Below are 16,820 nucleotides of genomic sequence, written 5' to 3' on the forward strand. Positions count from 1 at the left end.
ACCACTCCTCCCGGGGGGCCACGTATTTGTGAATATCCCCCCGCCGGGGGGCGGCGGGGGGCCCCCCCCCCCCCGGGCCACACGGCCGTTCAGGCGAGGCGGGAGCGGTAGAGGGCCGCCTTGGCGCGGTTGCCGCACCGGGCCATGTCGCACCAGCGGCGCGAGCCGCGGTGGGACCGGTCGACGTAGAGCCGGGTGCAGCGCGGTGCCGCGCACTCCTTCACCAGCTGGGGTGTCTCGGCCAGCAGCTGGATCGCGTCCCGGGCCACCGTCGACAGGGCCGCGCCGACCGTGCCGTGACGCCGCACCGTGCCGTCGGGGCGGAGTTCGGCGCGCACCGGATCGGGTGTGGCGGCCTGGTTGACCGTGGCGCAGTCCTCGGGGGGGAAGGGCGCGTGGTCGGCCGAGGCGAGCATGAGGTGGTAGATCGCCTCGCGGAGGCGGATCGCCGCGGCCAGATCGGCCTGCGCCGCCGCCGTGGGGGCGTCGACGACACCGGATGCGGCGACCCACTCGGAGAGGCGGGCCGGCGTGGTGAGCAGGTCCAGCGGGGCGTCACGCCGGCTCTGCACGGTTCCGACGAAGTCAAGGGCCACGCTGCCGCTGACGAATGCGAAGTTCATCCCTCAAGAGTAACCGCCTTGACTGGTTAGGCGGGGCCTCTGTAGCCTCCTGCGTAACCTGCTGGACCGGTTACTTCTTCAGTGAGAGGCCACCTCTGCAATGCAAGGCGCCGACCCGAAACCCGCCACGGTCGAGGCAGCGGCCGAGGAGCCGCAAGCCGCAGCTCCGCCGATCTGGGCCAACGCCGTGATCCCCTCCGTCTTCGTGGTGCTCTGGAGCAGCGCGTTCATCGCGGCGGTGATCGGCACCGATGCGGCGCCTCCCTTGCTGCTGACGTTCTCCCGATTCGCGGTCGCCGGCGTCCTGTTGACGGTGATCGCCATGGCGAGCAGGTCGCCCTGGCCCCGGGGACGTCTGCTTCTGCATGTGATCGTCACCGGCCTGCTGATGCAGGCGGTGCAGTTCGGCGCCTTCTACACGGCCATCGGCGCGGGCCTGCCCGGCGGTGTCGTCGCGCTGATCCAGGGGTTCAACCCCGTGCTGATCGCCCTGCTGGCCGGCATGTTCCTGGGCGAGCGGATCACCGGGCGGCAGTGGCTCGGCTTCGCCGTGGGCGGCGCGGGTGTGACGCTCGCGGTCGCGGGCGCACTGGACTTCTCCGCCACTGCCATCGTGCTGTCCTTCGTGGGACTGCTCGGCCTGAGCGTGGGCACGGTCTACCAGAAGCGCTTCGCCCCGGGTGCGGACGTCCGTAGCAGTACCGCCGTGCACTTCCTCGCCAGCGCACCCGTGATGGGCGTTCTGACCCTGACCCTCGAGGACCCGAAGGTGTCCGACTGGGGCGCGTTCGGCGGCTCACTGGCATGGATCGTGCTGGTCAACTCGGTGGGTACGTTCCTGCTGCTCAACTTCATGCTCAAGAAGCAGGCCGCCAGCCGGGTGGGCACGCTCTTCTTCCTCACTCCCGCCGTCACCGCCCTGCTCGCCTGGCTGGTGATCGGCCAGACGCTCGGTTACTCCGCGATCATCGGCCTGCTGCTCGGAGGCGTCGGTGTCCTGCTCGCGGCACGCAGATAGACAGAGCCGTCACCTGCGCGCCCCACGAGGCATCCGTACAGACAGAGAAGAGACAGACACATGAGCACCAAGATCGCCATCAACGGATTCGGACGCATCGGCCGCGGGTTCCTGCGCGCCGCGCTCACCCACGGAACCGATCTTGAAGTGGTCGCGGTGAACGACCTCACGGACGCGGCGACCCTCGCGCACCTGCTCGCGTACGACAGCACCATGGGCCGCCTGGACGCCGAGGTCGAGGTCGACGGCGACTCCCTCGTGATCGACGGCCGGAAGATCGCGGTCCACGCGGAGCGCGAGCCGGGCAAGCTGCCGTGGGGCGAGCTCGGCGTCGACGTCGTGGTGGAGTCCACCGGTATCTTCACCGACGGCAAGAAGGCCGCCGCACACCTCGAGGCGGGAGCGCGGAAGGTCCTCATCTCGGCCCCCGCGTCGAACGAGGACATCACGCTCGCCTACGGCATCAACCACGGCGACTACGATCCGGCGAACCACCACGTCGTCTCGAACGCGTCGTGCACGACGAACTGCCTGGCGCCGCTCGCCAAGGTGCTGCACGACGGGCTCGGCGTGGAGCACGGGCTGATGACCACGGTGCACGCGTACACGCAGGACCAGAACCTCCAGGACGGTCCGCACAAGGACCCCAGGCGTGCCCGCTCGGCCGCGGTCAACGTCGTTCCCACGTCGACCGGTGCCGCCAAGGCCATCGGCCTCGTCCTGCCCGAGCTGAACGGCCGGCTCGCGGGCCTGTCCCTGCGCGTCCCCGTACCGGTCGGGTCGCTGACCGACCTGTCCGTGTACCTGTCACGGCCGACCACGGTCGACGAGATCAACGAGCTCTTCGCCGAGGCGGCGGCCGGTCCGCTGGCCGGGGTCCTGCGCTACACGGACGCTCCGCTCGTCTCGTCCGACATCGTCGGCGACCCGGCGTCCTGCGTCTTCGACTCCAAGCTGACGACGGTCACCGGCGACGGCCGTCACGCGAAGGTCTTCGGCTGGTACGACAACGAGTCCGGCTTCTCCCACCGGCTGATCGACGTCGCGCGGCTGCTCGGAGCCGGCGCCTGACCCGTGCCGGAGGCCGCCGGAACGCGGCCACCATCGTCCTGCCCCGAGCTGCCCCGGCCGCTCGGGGCAGGGTGGTTTCCACGGCGTGCGGCGGAGTGGACCGGCGGGACTCAGCCGGACGCGTGCCAGGCGATGCCCCGACCGGCCCCGAGCTCACGCGACAGGAGGGTCGCGATCTCGCGTACGGCGACGGCGTGCTGCTGCCGGCACTCCTCGGTGAGGAGCCGTTCGACCGCGCCGACGACGCCGATGGCGCCCGCCACATGTCCGTGCCGCTCGAACACCGGTGAAGCGATGCCGGCTTCGCCCAGCGCGCTCTCCTGGTCCTCCTGCGCGTAGCCGAGGCGCCGGATCTCCTCCAGCTGGCCCGCGAGGACGCCGGGGTCCACCACGCTCTGTCCGGTCAGCGTGGCCAGCTCCCCCTCGAGCAGCACCTCCTGCTCCGACCGCGGCAGGAAGGCGACCATGGCCTTGCCGAGTGCGCAGGTGTTCCACGGGACGGTGGCGCCGAGCTCCAGGATCTGGACCCCGCTGCCGCGCCGGAACGCGTGGTGCACGACGAGGACGTGCCGGCCGTCGAGTACGGCGACCCACACCGCCTCCCCGGTGCGCTCGGCGAGGCCGTCGGCCCACGGGAGCGTGCGCGATCTCAGCTCCTGGGTCTCCAGGTAGGAGTTGCCGAGGCGCAGCAGGGCCGAGCCCAGGAGGTACTTGCTGGTCTCCTTCTCCTGGCGGACCAGCCCTTCGGCCTCCAGCGTGCGCAGCAGTGCGTGCACGGTCGGTTTGGACACACCGATCCGTTCAGCGATTTCCGTCACGCCCAGGCGAGGGCCGGCTGACGCCAACTCCCGGAGGATGCGCGCCGCGCGCTGAACAGACTGCACCATGGCCTTTGCTCGCATTCAGTATTGCGGAACAATATTCAGAAATATATCACCCATTGATGATGAGGTATCCATCGGTGCGAGACCCGGGACCCGGGTCGCCGCGGCCGGGCTGACGGCCGGGATCCGGGACCCGGATCCCCTTCGGGACGGAAGGGGATCAGTGCTCGCAGAGGGAGAATTCTCGTTCGTAGAGCTGCTCGTTGTGTTCGTCGACGAAGAACTTGCGTTCCCGCATGAGTTGTTCGCGGTAGTCCTTGGCCTGTTCAAGTGTCATGGTCGATGTATCGGCCCATGGTTGCTGCGGTGGCACATCGGATGTCGAGACGATCTTTTCCGACGGGTCGACCAGGAAGAAAGCGAGAATCTTGCGGTATCCCGGACGAGTGGGATCCGTGAGACGGAACGAACCGACGCGGTGTTGCAGGATGTTCGGGAACGCCAGGCAGCGGCCCGCCGGGGTGGACGCGGATCCCAGTACCTGGTTCAGTGCGTCTTCGTTCTCCAGGCCGTAGACCTCACGCAGGCCGTTGTCGTCGTTCTGTTCATAGCGCGGGTCGTCGAGTGCCGCCCGGAAACTCAGCCGGCTTTCGGTGATGTTCTCGCTGTCCCAGTAGTAGATGCCGGTCGAGACGATCCGCTCGTTCAACATCCCCTCGACATGCCAGGAACCACCGGAGTACTCGGGCTTGTCCGGGGTGAGGTGAATGGCGGCGAGTTTGACGATGACCTGGAGACGGCGGCCCCGCAGGTCGACCCGGGCGGATTCGTCGGGCAGCTCGGGCGGGGTGAAGGCCGGGGCGTCCGGGACGACCGGGAGGCGGTTCTCCCACCAGTCGTCCTGGGCCGCTTCCCACGCGCTGACGGCTTCCTCGTAGGCCTCGGCGTCGCCGAAGGAGGATTCGTCCGGATGCTCCGGCTCCGAGTCGTACCACCCGTAAGGGTCGGCCTTGATCCGCACGGGCCGTGGATGGCGCAGATCGGTGAGCACGTTCTCCAGCAGCGGGCGAAAGCGCGCGAACAACTCCGGCAGGACGGAGGCCAGTTCGTGATGGGCCTCGGGGTGGACGTTGTTGACGTACGAACGGAAGGCGACATCGCCGTCGTCACTGACGTCGACGTCCGTGGGCAGCCACTGGAACTGCTCCGAGAACTCGTACTTCGAGTAGCGGTCCGTCGGATTCCGCCAAGCCCGCTCGGGTGCCCCGCTCACCTCTCTCACCAGGCAGAACAGTGAGGGATGAACCAGATCCAGTACCTGTCCTCCGGATCCGGGATGCCAGTCCCGCTCCGCTTCGGGGACCTCTTCCAGAACCCGGACCGCCTCGCGCAGCCGGGACCTGAGCTTGTCGTCGACCAACGTGTCCGACTGCCACACCCCGTCGACGGCGGACACCTCGACGCCGGTCCGGCCGTCCCGCAGCGCGGCGTAATGCGCGAGTTCGGCGAGCACATAACGAACCTGCGCCTCGGTGAGGCCCTGGGCGACCGCTTCCCGCGTCCACCTGGCGACGATGTCGGCATCGTGCATCTTGTCGAACCACCCCGGCTTCGCCCGGATGTGTGAGCTGCACTCCATCATCTGAAGTTCCCGCAGCGTTCGGGGTGTCGCGAACGCTATGGAACGGGACGCGTGAAAGGGCAGCGGGAAAGCAGACAGGCCGGTCAATTCTCTTGGTCCTCCCCGTCGGTGTGCGGTGGCGGGAAGGATACTTCAGCGAACCGACACCGCAGCCGCGGTCGGCCCGCGGCACGGGTCATCGGTCTCCGAGTGCCCGCATGCCCGTGGCGCGGGCGGTCTCCGACGCCGCGTCGGAACCGAGGAGGCCGAGGACTTCGCGGGCACGGTCCGGCCGGGAGGAGCCGGCCAGTACGCCTCCTCCGAAGACGGTGCTGATCGCGTTGTCGCCCGGCAACGGACCGACGACGACGACGCCCGGCAGGTCCATCAGCTCGCTGTGCTGCTGAAAGGCCAGGTCGGCCCGGCCGGATGACAGCAGACTGCCGGCAGGCACACCCGGTGACGCCTGGACGAGCCGGCCTCGAAGCACGTCGGCGAGGTCCAGCCGGGCGATCAGATCCACAAGGGCCGTGCCGCTGGGGCCCGTGGAGTAGGCGATCCTCCTCGCCGACAGCAGCGCGGCCCGAAGGTCGGATTCCGAGCGCAGGGCCGGCACCTGAGTTCCTTCCGGCACGGCGGCGACGACCTCCGAGACCCACAGCGGGCGTACGGTGTCACCGAGGACGTACCCCTCTTCGGCCAGTCCGGCCAGCGCCCCGTCGGCCAGTACGAGCACGTCGGACCCGACGCCGTCGCGCACCCGCCTCGCGACCTCGACGCCGCCCGCGGAATCGAAGCGCACCGCGAGCCCGTGGGAGCGCCGGATGTGTTCGGTGAGCTCGGCGAGCAGGGGCCGCGTCGCCATCGAGGACAGCCCGGAGATCTCTCGGTCCACGTCTCCTCCTTGGTGTCCGGCCCGGTGACCGGCCCGGTGTCCGGCAGATGGTACGGCGCGCGGTCGGGTGGCTCAACGCGGGTCTGCGAGACTGATCGCGTGAGCACAACCCAGAGCACAGCGGCTGGGAAGGTCCTTCTGGTCCTGTCGGCCTTCGACCGGGAACACCCGTCGCGGACCCTGTCGGAGATCGCCCAGCGGACGGGGCTGGCCCTCAGCACCACGCACCGCGTGGTGGCGGAGCTGGCGGTGTGGGGAGCACTGGAACGTGCGGAGGACGGTTCGTGGCACGTCGGGCTGAGGCTGTGGGAGATCGCCTCCGGCTGCCCGCGTACGCAGATCCTGCGGGACACCGCCCTGCCGTTCATGCAGGATCTCTACGAGGCGACCCACGAGAACGTCCAGCTCGCGGTGCGCGAGGGCACGGAGCTCGTGTTCGTCGAACGGATCGCCGGGCACCGGTCGGTGCAGCTGCTGACGATGGTCGGAAGCCGGTTCCCCGTCGCTTCCACCGGGATGGGCCGGGTGCTGTTGGCGCACGCGCCGCGGGACATCCAGGAGGAGGTCCTCGAGGCGCCGCTGCGGACCTGGACCCCGCACACCGTCACCGACCCGAAGACGCTGCGGGCACAGCTGGACCGCATCCGCCGCGAGCAGGTCTTCGTCAGCGACCGGCAGCTCTCCGAGGACACGGTCGCGGTGGCCGCGCCCGTACGGATCGGCCGGACCGGGCCCGTCGGCGCCGCTCTGGGGATCGTCGTCGCGGCGCGTACCGCGAGCCGTGCGCGAGGACTGCGTGAACCGCTGCTCAGGGCCGCGTACGAGATCTCCGAGGAGCTCGGCAGGCGAGCCCGCACCGCGGTCTGACATCCGAGGGGCTTCCGCCTGACGGAAACGCCGGCGACCGGCTGCCGCCCCGGGTGCCAGTGTTCGGGGTGCCCGGAACACTCGCAGTCGCTCAGGAGATGCCATGGCCGACGCCCCCGTCGACACCGTTGCCTCGGTTCCCGTCGCCGTCATCGGCGCCGGCCCGGCCGGCCTGATGCTCGCCCACCTGCTGGGCCGGGCAGGGGTCGAGACGATCGTGGTCGACACCCGCTCCCGGCGCGAGATCGAGACGACGCAGCGGGCCGGCATCCTCGAGGCAGACGCGGCCCGCGACCTGGTCGAGACCGGCGTCTCCGACCGGATCCTGCGCGAGGGCCACGAACACGAGGGCATCGAGCTCCGCTTCGGCGGCCGGCCGCACCGCATCCACTTCAAGGAGCTGGTGGGCGCCTCGGCGTGGCTCTATCCGCAGACCGACGTGTTCATCGACCTGGCCGACGCCCGGGACCGTGACGGCGGCACGGTCCACTTCGGGGTCAAGGACACCGAGGTCCTCGACATCACGACCGGCGCCCCCCGGGTCCGCTACACCGCGCCGGACGGCGCCCGCCACGAGATCCGGGCCCGGTACGTCGTCGGCGCGGACGGCTCGCGCGGCATGTGCCGCGACCTGGTGCCCGAGGAGCGGCGGACGCGGTGCGGCAAGGAGTACCCCTTCGCGTGGTTCGGCATCCTGGCCGAGGCGCCGACGAGCGCGCCCGAGCTGGTCTACGCCCACTCCGAGCACGGCTTCGCGCTGATCAGCCAACGTACCGAGGCCGTGCAGCGGATGTACTTCCAGTGCGCCCCCGACGAGTCCCCCGACGCGTGGCCGGACGACCGCATCTGGGAGACGCTCCAGGCCCGGGTGGCCGGCCAGGACGGCTTCCGCCTCAAGGAGGGACCGGTCCTGGAGAGGACGGTGCTGCGGTTCCGCTCGTTCGTCCAGGAGCCGATGCGCTGGGGTTCCATGACCCTGGCGGGCGACGCCGCCCACACCGTGCCGCCGACCGGCGCCCGCGGGCTCAACCTGGCGCTGCACGACGTGAAGATCCTCGCCGACGTGCTGCCGCGGGCCCTCGGCGGCGCGGGCGAGGCCGCGCTGGACGAGTACCAGCCGCGGGCCCTCCAGCGGATCTGGCGGGCGCAGAACTTCTCGTACTGGATGACCCGGCTGCTCCACACCGCGCCCGGCTGTTCGGCGTTCGACCTGCGGCGTCAGCTCGGAGAGCTCGACAACGTGGTGGGTACGCGCGCCGGACGCACCTACCTGGCCGAGCAGTACACCGGCTGGCCCACCCGCGGCCGCGACCACTGACCCGGACGATTGCGAGGCTTTCCCATGATCATCGACTGTCACGGTCACTTCACCACCGCCCCGCCGCAACTGGCCGAGTGGCGCGACCGGCAGGTGGCGGCGGCCGACGGCCGCGGTCCCGTCCCGGACCCCGACGAGCTGGTCATCGGCGACGACGACCTGCGCGCGGCGATCGAAGGCAACCAGCTGCGGCTGATGGACGAGCGCGGCAGCGACCTCACGGTCTTCTCGCCGCGCGCCAGCTTCATGGCCCATCACATCGGCGACTTCGCCGTCTCCTCGGTGTGGGCGCGGATCTGCAACGACCTGGTCCACCGGGTCGGCACCCTCTATCCCGACCGGTTCGCGACGGGCGCGATGCTGCCGCAGTCGCCGGGCGCCGATCCCGCGACCTGCGTGCCCGAGCTGCGCCGCGCGGTCGAGGAGCTCGGCGCGGTCACGATCAACCTCAACCCCGACCCGTCGGGCGGCCGTTGGACCGCGCCACCGCTGACCGACCGCAGCTGGTACCCGGTCTACGAGGCCATGGTCGAGTACGACATCCCCGCGATGATCCATGTCAGCACCTCGTGCAACCCGGCCTTCCACACCACCGGCGCGCACTACCTCAACGCCGACACCACGGCGTTCATGCAGCTCGTCCAGGGCGACCTGTTCGCCGACTTCCCGACGCTGCGGTTCGTCATCCCGCACGGCGGCGGGGCCGTGCCGTACCACTGGGGCCGGTTCCGCGGCCTGGCGATGGCGCTGGGCAGGCCGGACCCGGAGACGCTCCTCGACAACGTCTTCTTCGACACCTGCGTCTACCACCAGCCCGGCATCGACCTGCTGACCCGGGTGGTCCCCAGCCGGTCCGTCCTGTTCGCCAGCGAGATGATCGGCGCGGTCCGTGACGTCGACCCGCGCACCGGCCACCACTTCGACGACACGAAGCGGTACGTCGACGCCACCCCGCACCTGTCGGACGAGGAACGCGCCGCCGTGTACTCCGGCAACGCCCTGCGCGTCTACCCCCGCCTCGCCGCCCGCCTCGCCGCGGCCGGCCGCTGACCCCAGGAGAAGGACCCATGGAACACACCGAGCTCGGCGTCGTCCACGCCAAGGTCGACCGGGCCGCCCCGGAAGCCGTCACCGCGCTGTCGGAGTTCGGCGTCGCGACGATCCACGAGGCGATGGGCCGGGTCGGCCTGATGCGCCCCTACCTGCGCCCCGTCTACTCCGGTGCCCGGCTGTGCGGCACCGCGGTGACCGTGCTGCTCCAGCCCGGCGACAACTGGATGCTGCACGTGGCCGCCGAGCAGATCCAGGACGGGGACGTCGTCGTCGCGGCCTGCACGACGGAGAGCGAGGACGGCTTCTTCGGCGAGCTCCTCGCCACCTCGTTCCGGGCCCGCGGCTGCCGGGGTCTGGTCATCGACGGTGGTGTCCGTGACGTCGCCGACCTGGAGGAGATGGACTTCCCCGTCTTCTCCCGGGCCGTCAACGCCAAGGGCACGGTCAAGGCCACCCTCGGCTCCGTCAACGTGCCCGTGGTCTGCGGCAACGCCCTCGTGCGCCCCGGTGACGTGATCGTCGCGGACGCCGACGGCGTCGTCGTGGTGCCGCGCGAACGGGCCGCCGAGGTGGCCGCCGCCTCGGCCGCCCGCGAGGCGAAGGAGGAGGGCAAGCGCGCACGGTTCCGCGCGGGCGAACTCGGCCTGGACATGTACGGCATGCGCGGCCCGCTGGCCGAGCTCGGACTGCGGTACGAGGACTGACGATGACGAACTCCGAGCCGACGGGCTTCGAGCCGCCGAACTCCGAGCCGACGAACTTCGAGAAGACCCCCGGCTGGCTGGACTGGTACGCCGGTCCGAGCCGTCCGCGGTTCAGGGTGCCCGAGGGTGCCGTCGACGCGCACTGCCACGTCTTCGGCCCGGCTGAGGAGTTCCCGTACGCCCCCGAGCGCAAGTACACGCCGTGCGACGCCTCCAAGGACCAGCTCTTCGCCCTCCGCGACCACCTCGGCCTCGCCCGTAACGTCGTGGTGCAGGCGACCTGCCACGGCGCCGACAACACCGCCATGGTCGACGCCCTGCGGGCCTCCGGCGGGCTGGCCCGCGGTGTGGCGACGCTGCGGCCCGACGCCACCGACGCCGAGGTGCGGGAGCTGCACGAGGCGGGCGTCCGCGGCGTGCGGTTCAACTTCGTCAAGCGGCTCGTCGACGCGGCACCCCGCCAGGACCTGTGGGACGTCGTCGAGAGGATCGCCCCGTACGGCTGGCACGTCGTCGTCTACTTCGAGGCGGCCGATCTCGCCGGCCTGCGGGACTTCCTCCTCTCGATCCCGGTGCCGCTGGTCGTCGACCACATGGGCCGGCCGGACACCGCCAAGGATCCGGACGGGCCCGACTTCGGGGCGTTCCTGGACTTCATGCGGGCCCGGCCGGACATCTGGTGCAAGGTGACCTGCCCGGAGCGCCTGTCGGTGAGCGGCCCGCCGGCCCTGGACGGGGAGCGGCAGGCGTACCGCGACGTCGTCCCCTTCGCCCGGCGCGTGGTCGAGGAGTTCCCCGACCGGGTGCTGTGGGGCACCGACTGGCCGCACCCCAACCTCACCGACCACATGCCCGACGACGGCCTCCTCGTCGACTTCGTCCCGCACATCGCGCCGACGCCCGAGCTCCGGCACAAGCTCCTCGTCGACAACCCGACGCGCCTGTACTGGCCCGACGCCGACTGATCCCTCCCTCGATTGGAGTTCCGGCATGTCGCTGGACAAGACCTACAAGCTGGTTCCGGGGACGACCGTCTTCGACTCCGAGCAGTCGGCCAAGGGGTACCACCTCAACCAGTTCTGCATGTCCCTGATGACGGCGGAGAACCGCGCGGCGTACCTCGCCGACGAGCGCGCCTACCTGGACGCGTGGCCGCTGCGCGAGGAGCAGAAGCGGGCGCTGCTCGACCGCGACCTCAACGCGGCGATGCGCGAGGGCGGCAACATCTACTTCCTCGCCAAGTGGGGTGCCACGCTGGGGTTCTCCTTCCAGCAGATGGCGGGCTCGATGACCGGCATGACCGAGCAGGAGTACCGCGACATGATGGTCGGCGGCGGCCGCCCGGTCGAGGGCAACCGCATCGACCACGCCGTCCTCGAAGCCGCCCGCGCCCGGGAGACGCCGGCCGAGCACGCCCGGGTCACCGGCGCCGTCTTCACCTCGCACGTGCCGGCGATCGGCGCGGCGCTGGACCACGGCAAGGCCGACGAGCCGTACTGGAAACCGGTCTTCGAGGGGTACGAGCGCTCCAGGGCGTGGCAGCGGGAGAACGTCCCCGACGTGATCGTCCTGGTCTACAACGACCACGCCAGCGCCTTCGACCAGTCGATGATCCCGACCTTCGTGCTCGGCACCGGCGCCTCCTACCCCGTCGCCGACGAGGGGTACGGGCCCCGCCCCGTGCCCGGCATCGAGGGCGACCCCGACCTGGCCGCGCACATCGCGCACTCCCTGATCCGGGACGACTTCGACCTCACCCTCGTCAACGAGATGGCCGTCGACCACGGTCTGACCGTCCCGCTGTCGCTGATGTTCGGCGATGTCGAGAAGTGGCCCTGCAAGGTCATCCCGTTCCACGTCAACGTGGTGCAGTACCCGGTCCCCTCGGGCGCCCGCTGCTTCCGGCTCGGCCAGGCCCTCCGCAAGGCGATCGAGTCGTACGACCGGCCGCTCAGGGTGCAGGTGTGGGGCACCGGCGGCATGAGCCACCAGCTCCAGGGTCCGCGCGCCGGCCTCATCAACAGGGAGTGGGACAACGCCTTCCTGGACCGGCTGATCGCCGACCCCGCGGGGCTGGCCGAGGTGCCGCACCTGGAGTACGTCGAGGAGGCCGGCTCCGAGGGCATCGAGCTGGTCATGTGGCTGATCGCCCGCGGCGCGCTGAGCGACATCGACGGCTCGGGCGAGGTCGGGGTCGAGCACCGCTTCTACCATGTGCCGGCGTCCAACACCGCCGTCGGACACCTGATCCTGGAGAACCACCCGCGGGCCGAGGAGCCCGCCGAGAAGGAGTGACATGACTGACGACCGGACCTTGCGGATCGCCCTGGCCGGCGGCGGCGCCTTCGGCGCCAAGCACGCGGCCGCACTGAAGCGGATCGACGGCGTCGAGGTGACCGCCGTGGTGAGCAGCACCCTCGAACGCGCCCGGAAGTTCGCCGCGGAGCAGGGCGTGGGCCGCGCCGTCGCCTCCCTGGACGAGGTGCTGGCGATGGACGACGTCGACGCCGTCGTCCTCGCCACCCCCACGCAGCTGCACGCCGCGCAGACGCTGGCCTGCCTCGAAGCGGGCAAGCACGTCCAGGTCGAGATCCCGCTCGCCGACTCGCTCGCCGACGCCGAGGCGTGCCTGGCGGCGCGGCAGCGCACCGGGCTCGTCGCGATGGCGGGCCACACCCGTCGCTTCAACCCCAGCCACCAGTGGGTGCGGCAGCGGATCGAGGCCGGCGAGTTCGGCATCCAGCAGATGGACGTGCAGACGTACTTCTTCCGCAGGAAGAACCTCAACGCGCTCGGGGAACCGCGCTCCTGGACCGACCACCTGCTGTGGCACCACGCCGCGCACACCGTCGACCTGTTCGCGTACCAGACCGGTTCGCCGATCGTGCGGGCCAACGCGCTGCAGGGCCCGATCCACCCCGAGCTGGGCATCGCGATGGACATGTCGATCCAGCTGCGGGCGGAGAACGGCGCCATCTGCACCCTGTCGCTGTCGTTCAACAACGACGGTCCGCTGGGCACGTTCTTCCGTTACATCGGCGACACCGGCACCTACATCGCCCGGTACGACGACCTGTTCACCGGCAAGGAAGAGCCGATCGACGTGAGCGGGGTCGACGTGTCGATGGACGGCATCGAGCTCCAGGACCGCGAGTTCGTCGCCGCGATCCGTGAGGGCCGCGAGCCGAACTCCTCCCTCGCCCAGGTCATCTCCTGCTACCGGACGCTGGCGGCGCTCGAGCAGCAGCTCGACGCCTTCGCACGCCCGTGAGCACGGCGACGGGGGCGGCGGCCCCGGGCCGTGCGCCGCGCCGGATCGGCCCCTTCGAGGTCCCGGCGATCGGCCTGGGCTGCATGAACCTGAGCCACGCCTACGGTGACGCGCCCTCGCCGGAGGACGCCGAGCGGCTGCTCCTGACGGCGCTGGAGGAGGGCGTCACGCTCTTCGACACCGCCGCCCTCTACGGCTTCGGTGCCAACGAGGAGCTGCTCGGCCGGGTGCTCGCCGGCCACCGGGAGCGGATCGTGCTGGCCAGCAAGTGCGGGATGACCGGGGTCGGCGGCCGGCGCGTCATCGACGGCAGGCCCGAGACGCTGCGGCGTACCGTCGACGAGGCGCTGACCCGGCTGCGTACCGACGTCATCGACCTGTACTACCTGCACCGGCTCGACCCGCGCGTGCCCGTGGAGGAGAGCGTCGGGGCGATGGCCGGGCTCGTCGAAGCCGGAAAGGTGCGGACGCTCGGCCTGTCCGAGGTGTCCGCCGCGACCCTGCGGCGGGCCCACGCCGTGCATCCGGTCGCCGCGCTGCAGAACGAGTACAGCCTGTGGACGCGCAACCCCGAGCGGGGGACCCTGGAGGCGGCCCGTGAACTCGGTGTCGCCCTCGTGGCGTTCAGCCCGCTGGCCCGCGGCTTCCTCACCTCGGCGCCCCCGGACCTCGACGGCCTTCCCGCCGGTGACATCCGCCGGGGTATGCCCCGCTTCGACACCCGTCACTACCCCGCCAACCTGGCGCTGCGGCACGAGCTGGAGAAGATCGCCGACGGCGCCGGCCTCACCCTCCCGCGACTGGCCCTGGCCTGGGTCGTCTCCCGGGGATCCCACGTCATCGCGATCCCCGGCACCCGATCGGTGCCCCACCTGCGGGAGAACCTGTCCGCACTCGACCTCGACGTACCCGGCGAGGCCCTCGAAGCGGCGGAACACGTGCTGAACGCCGCGACCGTCCACGGGGCCCGCTACAACGAGGCCACGCTCGCCGAGATCGACACCGAGCGCTGCGGCCGAGCGGGCTGAAGCCGGGGGGCGGGGAGGGGCATCGACCCTGCGGTCGGTCCCGCTCCCCACCCCTCGGCCCCCGCGGGGCCCGACTACGCTCGTACGGGAGGAAGCGGGCCCGCGGCGCAGGCGTGGGCGAATTCCACGGACGCGGTGAAGCACCGCTCGGCGTCCTCGTCGGCCAGGCCCGCCCAGCCGTGGTCGGCGCCGGGTACGGGCCGGAAGTCGACGCGGGCGCCCGCCTGGCGGAGGGCGGCGGCCAGTTGCTCGCCCTGGGCGAGCGGGATGAGCGCGTCCTCGGTGCCGTGCAGGACGAGGAACGGCGGCGCGTCGGCGTACACGTGGGCGACCGGGCTCGCGGCGCGCGCCAGGTCCGGCGCGTCGGCGAGCGCCGCTCCGATCAGCAGGGCCTCACGGGTGGTCGGGTCGGCGGCGTCGTAGCCGCCGGGCGGGCACTGGCCGGGCAGGGTGGTCAGATCGGTGGGCCCGTACCAGGCGACGCAGCCGCTCAGGGGAGCGGTGAGGGCGAGCAGGGCGGCGAGGTGGGCGCCGGCCGACTCGCCCCACGACACGGTCCGGCGCGTGTCCAGGCCGAGCTCGTCGGCTCGGGCGTTCAGCCAGCCCAGAGCCGCCGTCGCGTCGTCGAGCTGGGCCGGGTGGACGGCCTCGCCGCTGAGCCGGTAGTCGACGGAGGCGACCGCGAACCCGGCCTGTGCGAGACGGGCGAAGGGATCGGGGTCCCAGTGGCGGAAGCGCGGCCCCATCTCCGTACGCGAGCCCGCGCGCCAGCCCCCGCCGTGGAGGTAGAGGACGACCGGCAGGGGGCGGTACGTCTCGTCGGGCAGCCACAGATCGAGTTCGAGCGGCCGGACGCCCGCCCGGTAGGCATACGGAACACCGCGTAGCAGCCGTACGCCGGGGGCGGGGCGCGCGGCGGGCGGGAGCGGCAGCCGTTCGGGGGCCGGCGGGGCCAGGAACGCGGCGAGGTCGGGCGTCAGCGGCATGGGTGCCTCTCTGGGGTGGGCGCGGCCTTCTCGACCGGCGGGGCGGGCGGGTCACGGGGGTCGGTGACGTGAGCGGCGGTGGGCCAGGCGGGCGCCGCACGCCGTGGCCGCGCGCTCGCCGATACCGACGCCCAGCAATCCGGCCAGGCCCAGCAGCGTCGGCGCGGGGGCTGTGAGCCCGAGTCCCCAGCACACGGCGCCCATCGCCGTCCCGGCGGTGAAGGAGACCGTGGCCCGGCGGACGAACAGGGACGGGCGGGCCCGGCGTGCGGCGGTCACAGCGCTCCGAGCGCACTCTGCCCGGCGACCATCCCGAGCAGGCCGAACAGGGCGAGGAGCGGGGGAGCGGGGGCCTTCACCCGCAGTGCCGCGTAGAGGACGCCGACCAGTACCCCGGTCGACAGCGCCTGGACGTACGGCACGGGATCACCCCCTGGTGCGCCACTGGTGTCCGGGCAGGAAGCGCACGTCGTACCGCTGCGGCACGGTGGCGAACTTGTGCGGCTCGGGCACGTACGGCTCGTGCGGCAGGCCGATCTCCTCGGTCGGGACGCCGAGGTTCTCGAAGAACCGCTCGAAGGTGCCGCCGGGTCCGGCGGCCACGCCGACGACCCGGCTGTGGTGGCGCTCGATGCGGTAGGCGTGCGGGCAGTTCTTCGGCACGAATCCGAAATCGCCCGCGGTGAGCAGCCTTTCGTGCTGCTCGCCCTCCAGGTCCTCGACGAACAGCCGTACCGCGCCGTCGGTGACGTAGAAGACCTCGTACGTGTCGGAGTGGACGTGCGCCGGGATCACGTCGCCCCTGGGGCCCTCGACGGTGAAGAAGTTGAAGGCGTTCTCGGTCTGCTCGCCGCCCGCGTAGACGGTGACCAGGTCGGTGAAGAGGTGGGCCCGGTCGCCCATGCCCTTCTCGATGAAGTACGGCTTTCCCGGCTCGGCCGGGATGTGCGACCGAGGGCGGCTGGGGCGGGCGAACTCCATGGTCATGGGGACCTCCGGCACGACGAAGCGAGGAGTGTCAGGTTACCTGACATTCCTCGCGGAGGGCACTCCTGCGGTCGCTATGCTCGAAGCCCCGTCCCGTGAGGAGCCATGACCACCCCCGCACGCAACCTGCCCCAACTGCTCACCGAGGCCAAGCGCTGGTTCGACGACGCGCTGCTGGCCAGCATGCGGGCCGCCGGCGAGCAGCCGGTCACCGTCGGACAGGCGGCCGTCTTCGCCGCCCTCGACGAAGAGGGCACGACGGTCTCGGAGCTCGCCCGCCGGATGGGCGTCACCCGGCAGACCGCCCATCAGGCCGTGCACGCCCTCATCGGCATGGGACTGCTGGAGCAGACACCCGATCCCGCCTCCGCCCGCAGCCGCCTGATCCGCGCCACCGCCGAGGGCGCTCGTGTGCACCGACGCGCCCAGGACACCCTCGTCGTCATCGAAGGTGTCCTGGCGGAACGCATCGGCACCGATGCGGTCGGCGCCCTGCGCGCGGCGTTGACCGTTCCCCCGGGGGAGCCCCCGCTGGTCGAAGCGCCCTGAGCGGC

General features: G+C 71.4%; 19 protein-coding genes. 11 read left to right on the forward strand and 8 right to left on the reverse strand.

Annotated elements, in window-relative coordinates; all coding sequences use genetic code 11:
* Positions 1–89: 89 nt before the first annotated feature.
* A complete protein-coding gene (locus ACFWUY_RS09730; RefSeq protein WP_384104495.1) occupies positions 90–623 on the reverse strand; it encodes a CGNR zinc finger domain-containing protein in 534 nt (177 codons plus the stop codon).
* Between the two features lie 100 nt (positions 624–723).
* Between ACFWUY_RS09730 and ACFWUY_RS09735 the strand changes: the two genes are divergently transcribed.
* Positions 724–1,641, forward strand: coding sequence for a DMT family transporter (locus ACFWUY_RS09735; protein WP_384104498.1), 918 nt, complete (start codon positions 724–726; stop codon positions 1,639–1,641).
* A gap of 60 nt (positions 1,642–1,701) precedes the next feature.
* The gene (gap, locus tag ACFWUY_RS09740) at positions 1,702–2,712 is read left to right on the forward strand and encodes a type I glyceraldehyde-3-phosphate dehydrogenase (protein ID WP_384104502.1); all 1,011 of its coding nucleotides are present in this window, start codon (positions 1,702–1,704) and stop codon (positions 2,710–2,712) included.
* A 110-nt stretch (positions 2,713–2,822) separates the two neighbouring features.
* Here gap and ACFWUY_RS09745 read toward each other — a convergent pair whose 3' ends face one another.
* The 3 genes from ACFWUY_RS09745 to ACFWUY_RS09755 all read right to left on the reverse strand — a co-directional run bounded on the left by ACFWUY_RS09745 (position 2,823) and on the right by ACFWUY_RS09755 (position 6,052).
* A complete protein-coding gene (locus tag ACFWUY_RS09745; RefSeq protein ID WP_384104505.1) occupies positions 2,823–3,614 on the reverse strand; it encodes an IclR family transcriptional regulator in 792 nt (263 codons plus the stop codon).
* 142 nt (positions 3,615–3,756) lie between these two features.
* Positions 3,757–5,265: a DUF4246 domain-containing protein gene (locus ACFWUY_RS09750; RefSeq protein WP_384104508.1), complete on the reverse strand. Its 1,509-nt coding sequence runs from the start codon at positions 5,263–5,265 to the stop codon at positions 3,757–3,759.
* An 88-nt stretch (positions 5,266–5,353) separates the two neighbouring features.
* A complete protein-coding gene (locus tag ACFWUY_RS09755) occupies positions 5,354–6,052 on the reverse strand; it encodes a substrate-binding domain-containing protein (RefSeq protein ID WP_384104511.1) in 699 nt (232 codons plus the stop codon).
* A 99-nt stretch (positions 6,053–6,151) separates the two neighbouring features.
* Here ACFWUY_RS09755 and ACFWUY_RS09760 point away from each other — a divergent pair, with 99 nt between their 5' ends.
* The 8 genes from ACFWUY_RS09760 to ACFWUY_RS09795 all read left to right on the forward strand — a co-directional run bounded on the left by ACFWUY_RS09760 (position 6,152) and on the right by ACFWUY_RS09795 (position 14,293).
* On the forward strand, positions 6,152–6,919 hold the full coding sequence (locus ACFWUY_RS09760; RefSeq protein ID WP_384104514.1) for an IclR family transcriptional regulator: 768 nt from the start codon (positions 6,152–6,154) through the stop codon (positions 6,917–6,919).
* Between the two features lie 103 nt (positions 6,920–7,022).
* Positions 7,023–8,237: a 4-hydroxybenzoate 3-monooxygenase gene (locus ACFWUY_RS09765; protein WP_384104519.1), complete on the forward strand. Its 1,215-nt coding sequence runs from the start codon at positions 7,023–7,025 to the stop codon at positions 8,235–8,237.
* Positions 8,238–8,261: 24 nt separating this feature from the next.
* Complete coding sequence (locus ACFWUY_RS09770; protein WP_384104524.1) at positions 8,262–9,287, forward strand: amidohydrolase family protein; 1,026 nt, start codon at positions 8,262–8,264, stop codon at positions 9,285–9,287.
* Positions 9,288–9,304: 17 nt separating this feature from the next.
* Positions 9,305–9,994 carry a 4-carboxy-4-hydroxy-2-oxoadipate aldolase/oxaloacetate decarboxylase gene (gene ligK, locus ACFWUY_RS09775; protein ID WP_384104527.1) on the forward strand — a complete coding sequence of 230 codons (690 nt, stop codon included), beginning with the start codon at positions 9,305–9,307 and terminating at the stop codon, positions 9,992–9,994.
* 2 nt (positions 9,995–9,996) lie between these two features.
* Positions 9,997–10,959, forward strand: coding sequence for an amidohydrolase family protein (locus ACFWUY_RS09780; RefSeq protein ID WP_384104530.1), 963 nt, complete (start codon positions 9,997–9,999; stop codon positions 10,957–10,959).
* A 25-nt stretch (positions 10,960–10,984) separates the two neighbouring features.
* A complete protein-coding gene (gene ligA, locus ACFWUY_RS09785; protein ID WP_384104533.1) occupies positions 10,985–12,289 on the forward strand; it encodes a protocatechuate 4,5-dioxygenase subunit alpha in 1,305 nt (434 codons plus the stop codon).
* A gap of 1 nt (position 12,290) precedes the next feature.
* The gene (locus ACFWUY_RS09790) at positions 12,291–13,265 is read left to right on the forward strand and encodes a Gfo/Idh/MocA family oxidoreductase (RefSeq protein ID WP_384104536.1); all 975 of its coding nucleotides are present in this window, start codon (positions 12,291–12,293) and stop codon (positions 13,263–13,265) included.
* The gene (locus tag ACFWUY_RS09795; protein WP_384104540.1) at positions 13,262–14,293 is read left to right on the forward strand and encodes an aldo/keto reductase; all 1,032 of its coding nucleotides are present in this window, start codon (positions 13,262–13,264) and stop codon (positions 14,291–14,293) included. The genes ACFWUY_RS09790 and ACFWUY_RS09795 overlap by 4 nt, the downstream gene beginning before the upstream one ends.
* A gap of 74 nt (positions 14,294–14,367) precedes the next feature.
* Here the strand turns inward: ACFWUY_RS09795 and ACFWUY_RS09800 are convergent, their stop codons facing one another.
* The 4 genes from ACFWUY_RS09800 to ACFWUY_RS09815 are packed head-to-tail and all read right to left on the reverse strand — an operon-like array spanning position 14,368 to position 16,266.
* A complete protein-coding gene (locus tag ACFWUY_RS09800; protein ID WP_384104543.1) occupies positions 14,368–15,279 on the reverse strand; it encodes an alpha/beta hydrolase fold domain-containing protein in 912 nt (303 codons plus the stop codon).
* Between the two features lie 51 nt (positions 15,280–15,330).
* A complete protein-coding gene (locus ACFWUY_RS09805) occupies positions 15,331–15,558 on the reverse strand; it encodes a XapX domain-containing protein (protein ID WP_384104546.1) in 228 nt (75 codons plus the stop codon).
* Positions 15,555–15,701, reverse strand: a complete 147-nt coding sequence (locus ACFWUY_RS09810) for a DUF1427 family protein (RefSeq protein WP_384104549.1) — start codon at positions 15,699–15,701, stop codon at positions 15,555–15,557. The genes ACFWUY_RS09805 and ACFWUY_RS09810 overlap by 4 nt, the downstream gene beginning before the upstream one ends.
* A gap of 4 nt (positions 15,702–15,705) precedes the next feature.
* On the reverse strand, positions 15,706–16,266 hold the full coding sequence (locus ACFWUY_RS09815) for a quercetin 2,3-dioxygenase (protein ID WP_384104552.1): 561 nt from the start codon (positions 16,264–16,266) through the stop codon (positions 15,706–15,708).
* 105 nt (positions 16,267–16,371) lie between these two features.
* Here ACFWUY_RS09815 and ACFWUY_RS09820 point away from each other — a divergent pair, with 105 nt between their 5' ends.
* Positions 16,372–16,815 carry a MarR family winged helix-turn-helix transcriptional regulator gene (locus tag ACFWUY_RS09820; RefSeq protein ID WP_384104555.1) on the forward strand — a complete coding sequence of 148 codons (444 nt, stop codon included), beginning with the start codon at positions 16,372–16,374 and terminating at the stop codon, positions 16,813–16,815.
* Positions 16,816–16,820: the final 5 nt, after the last annotated feature.

The sequence above is a fragment of the Streptomyces sp. NPDC058664 genome (assembly GCF_042716635.1).
Taxonomy (GTDB): domain Bacteria; phylum Actinomycetota; class Actinomycetes; order Streptomycetales; family Streptomycetaceae; genus Streptomyces.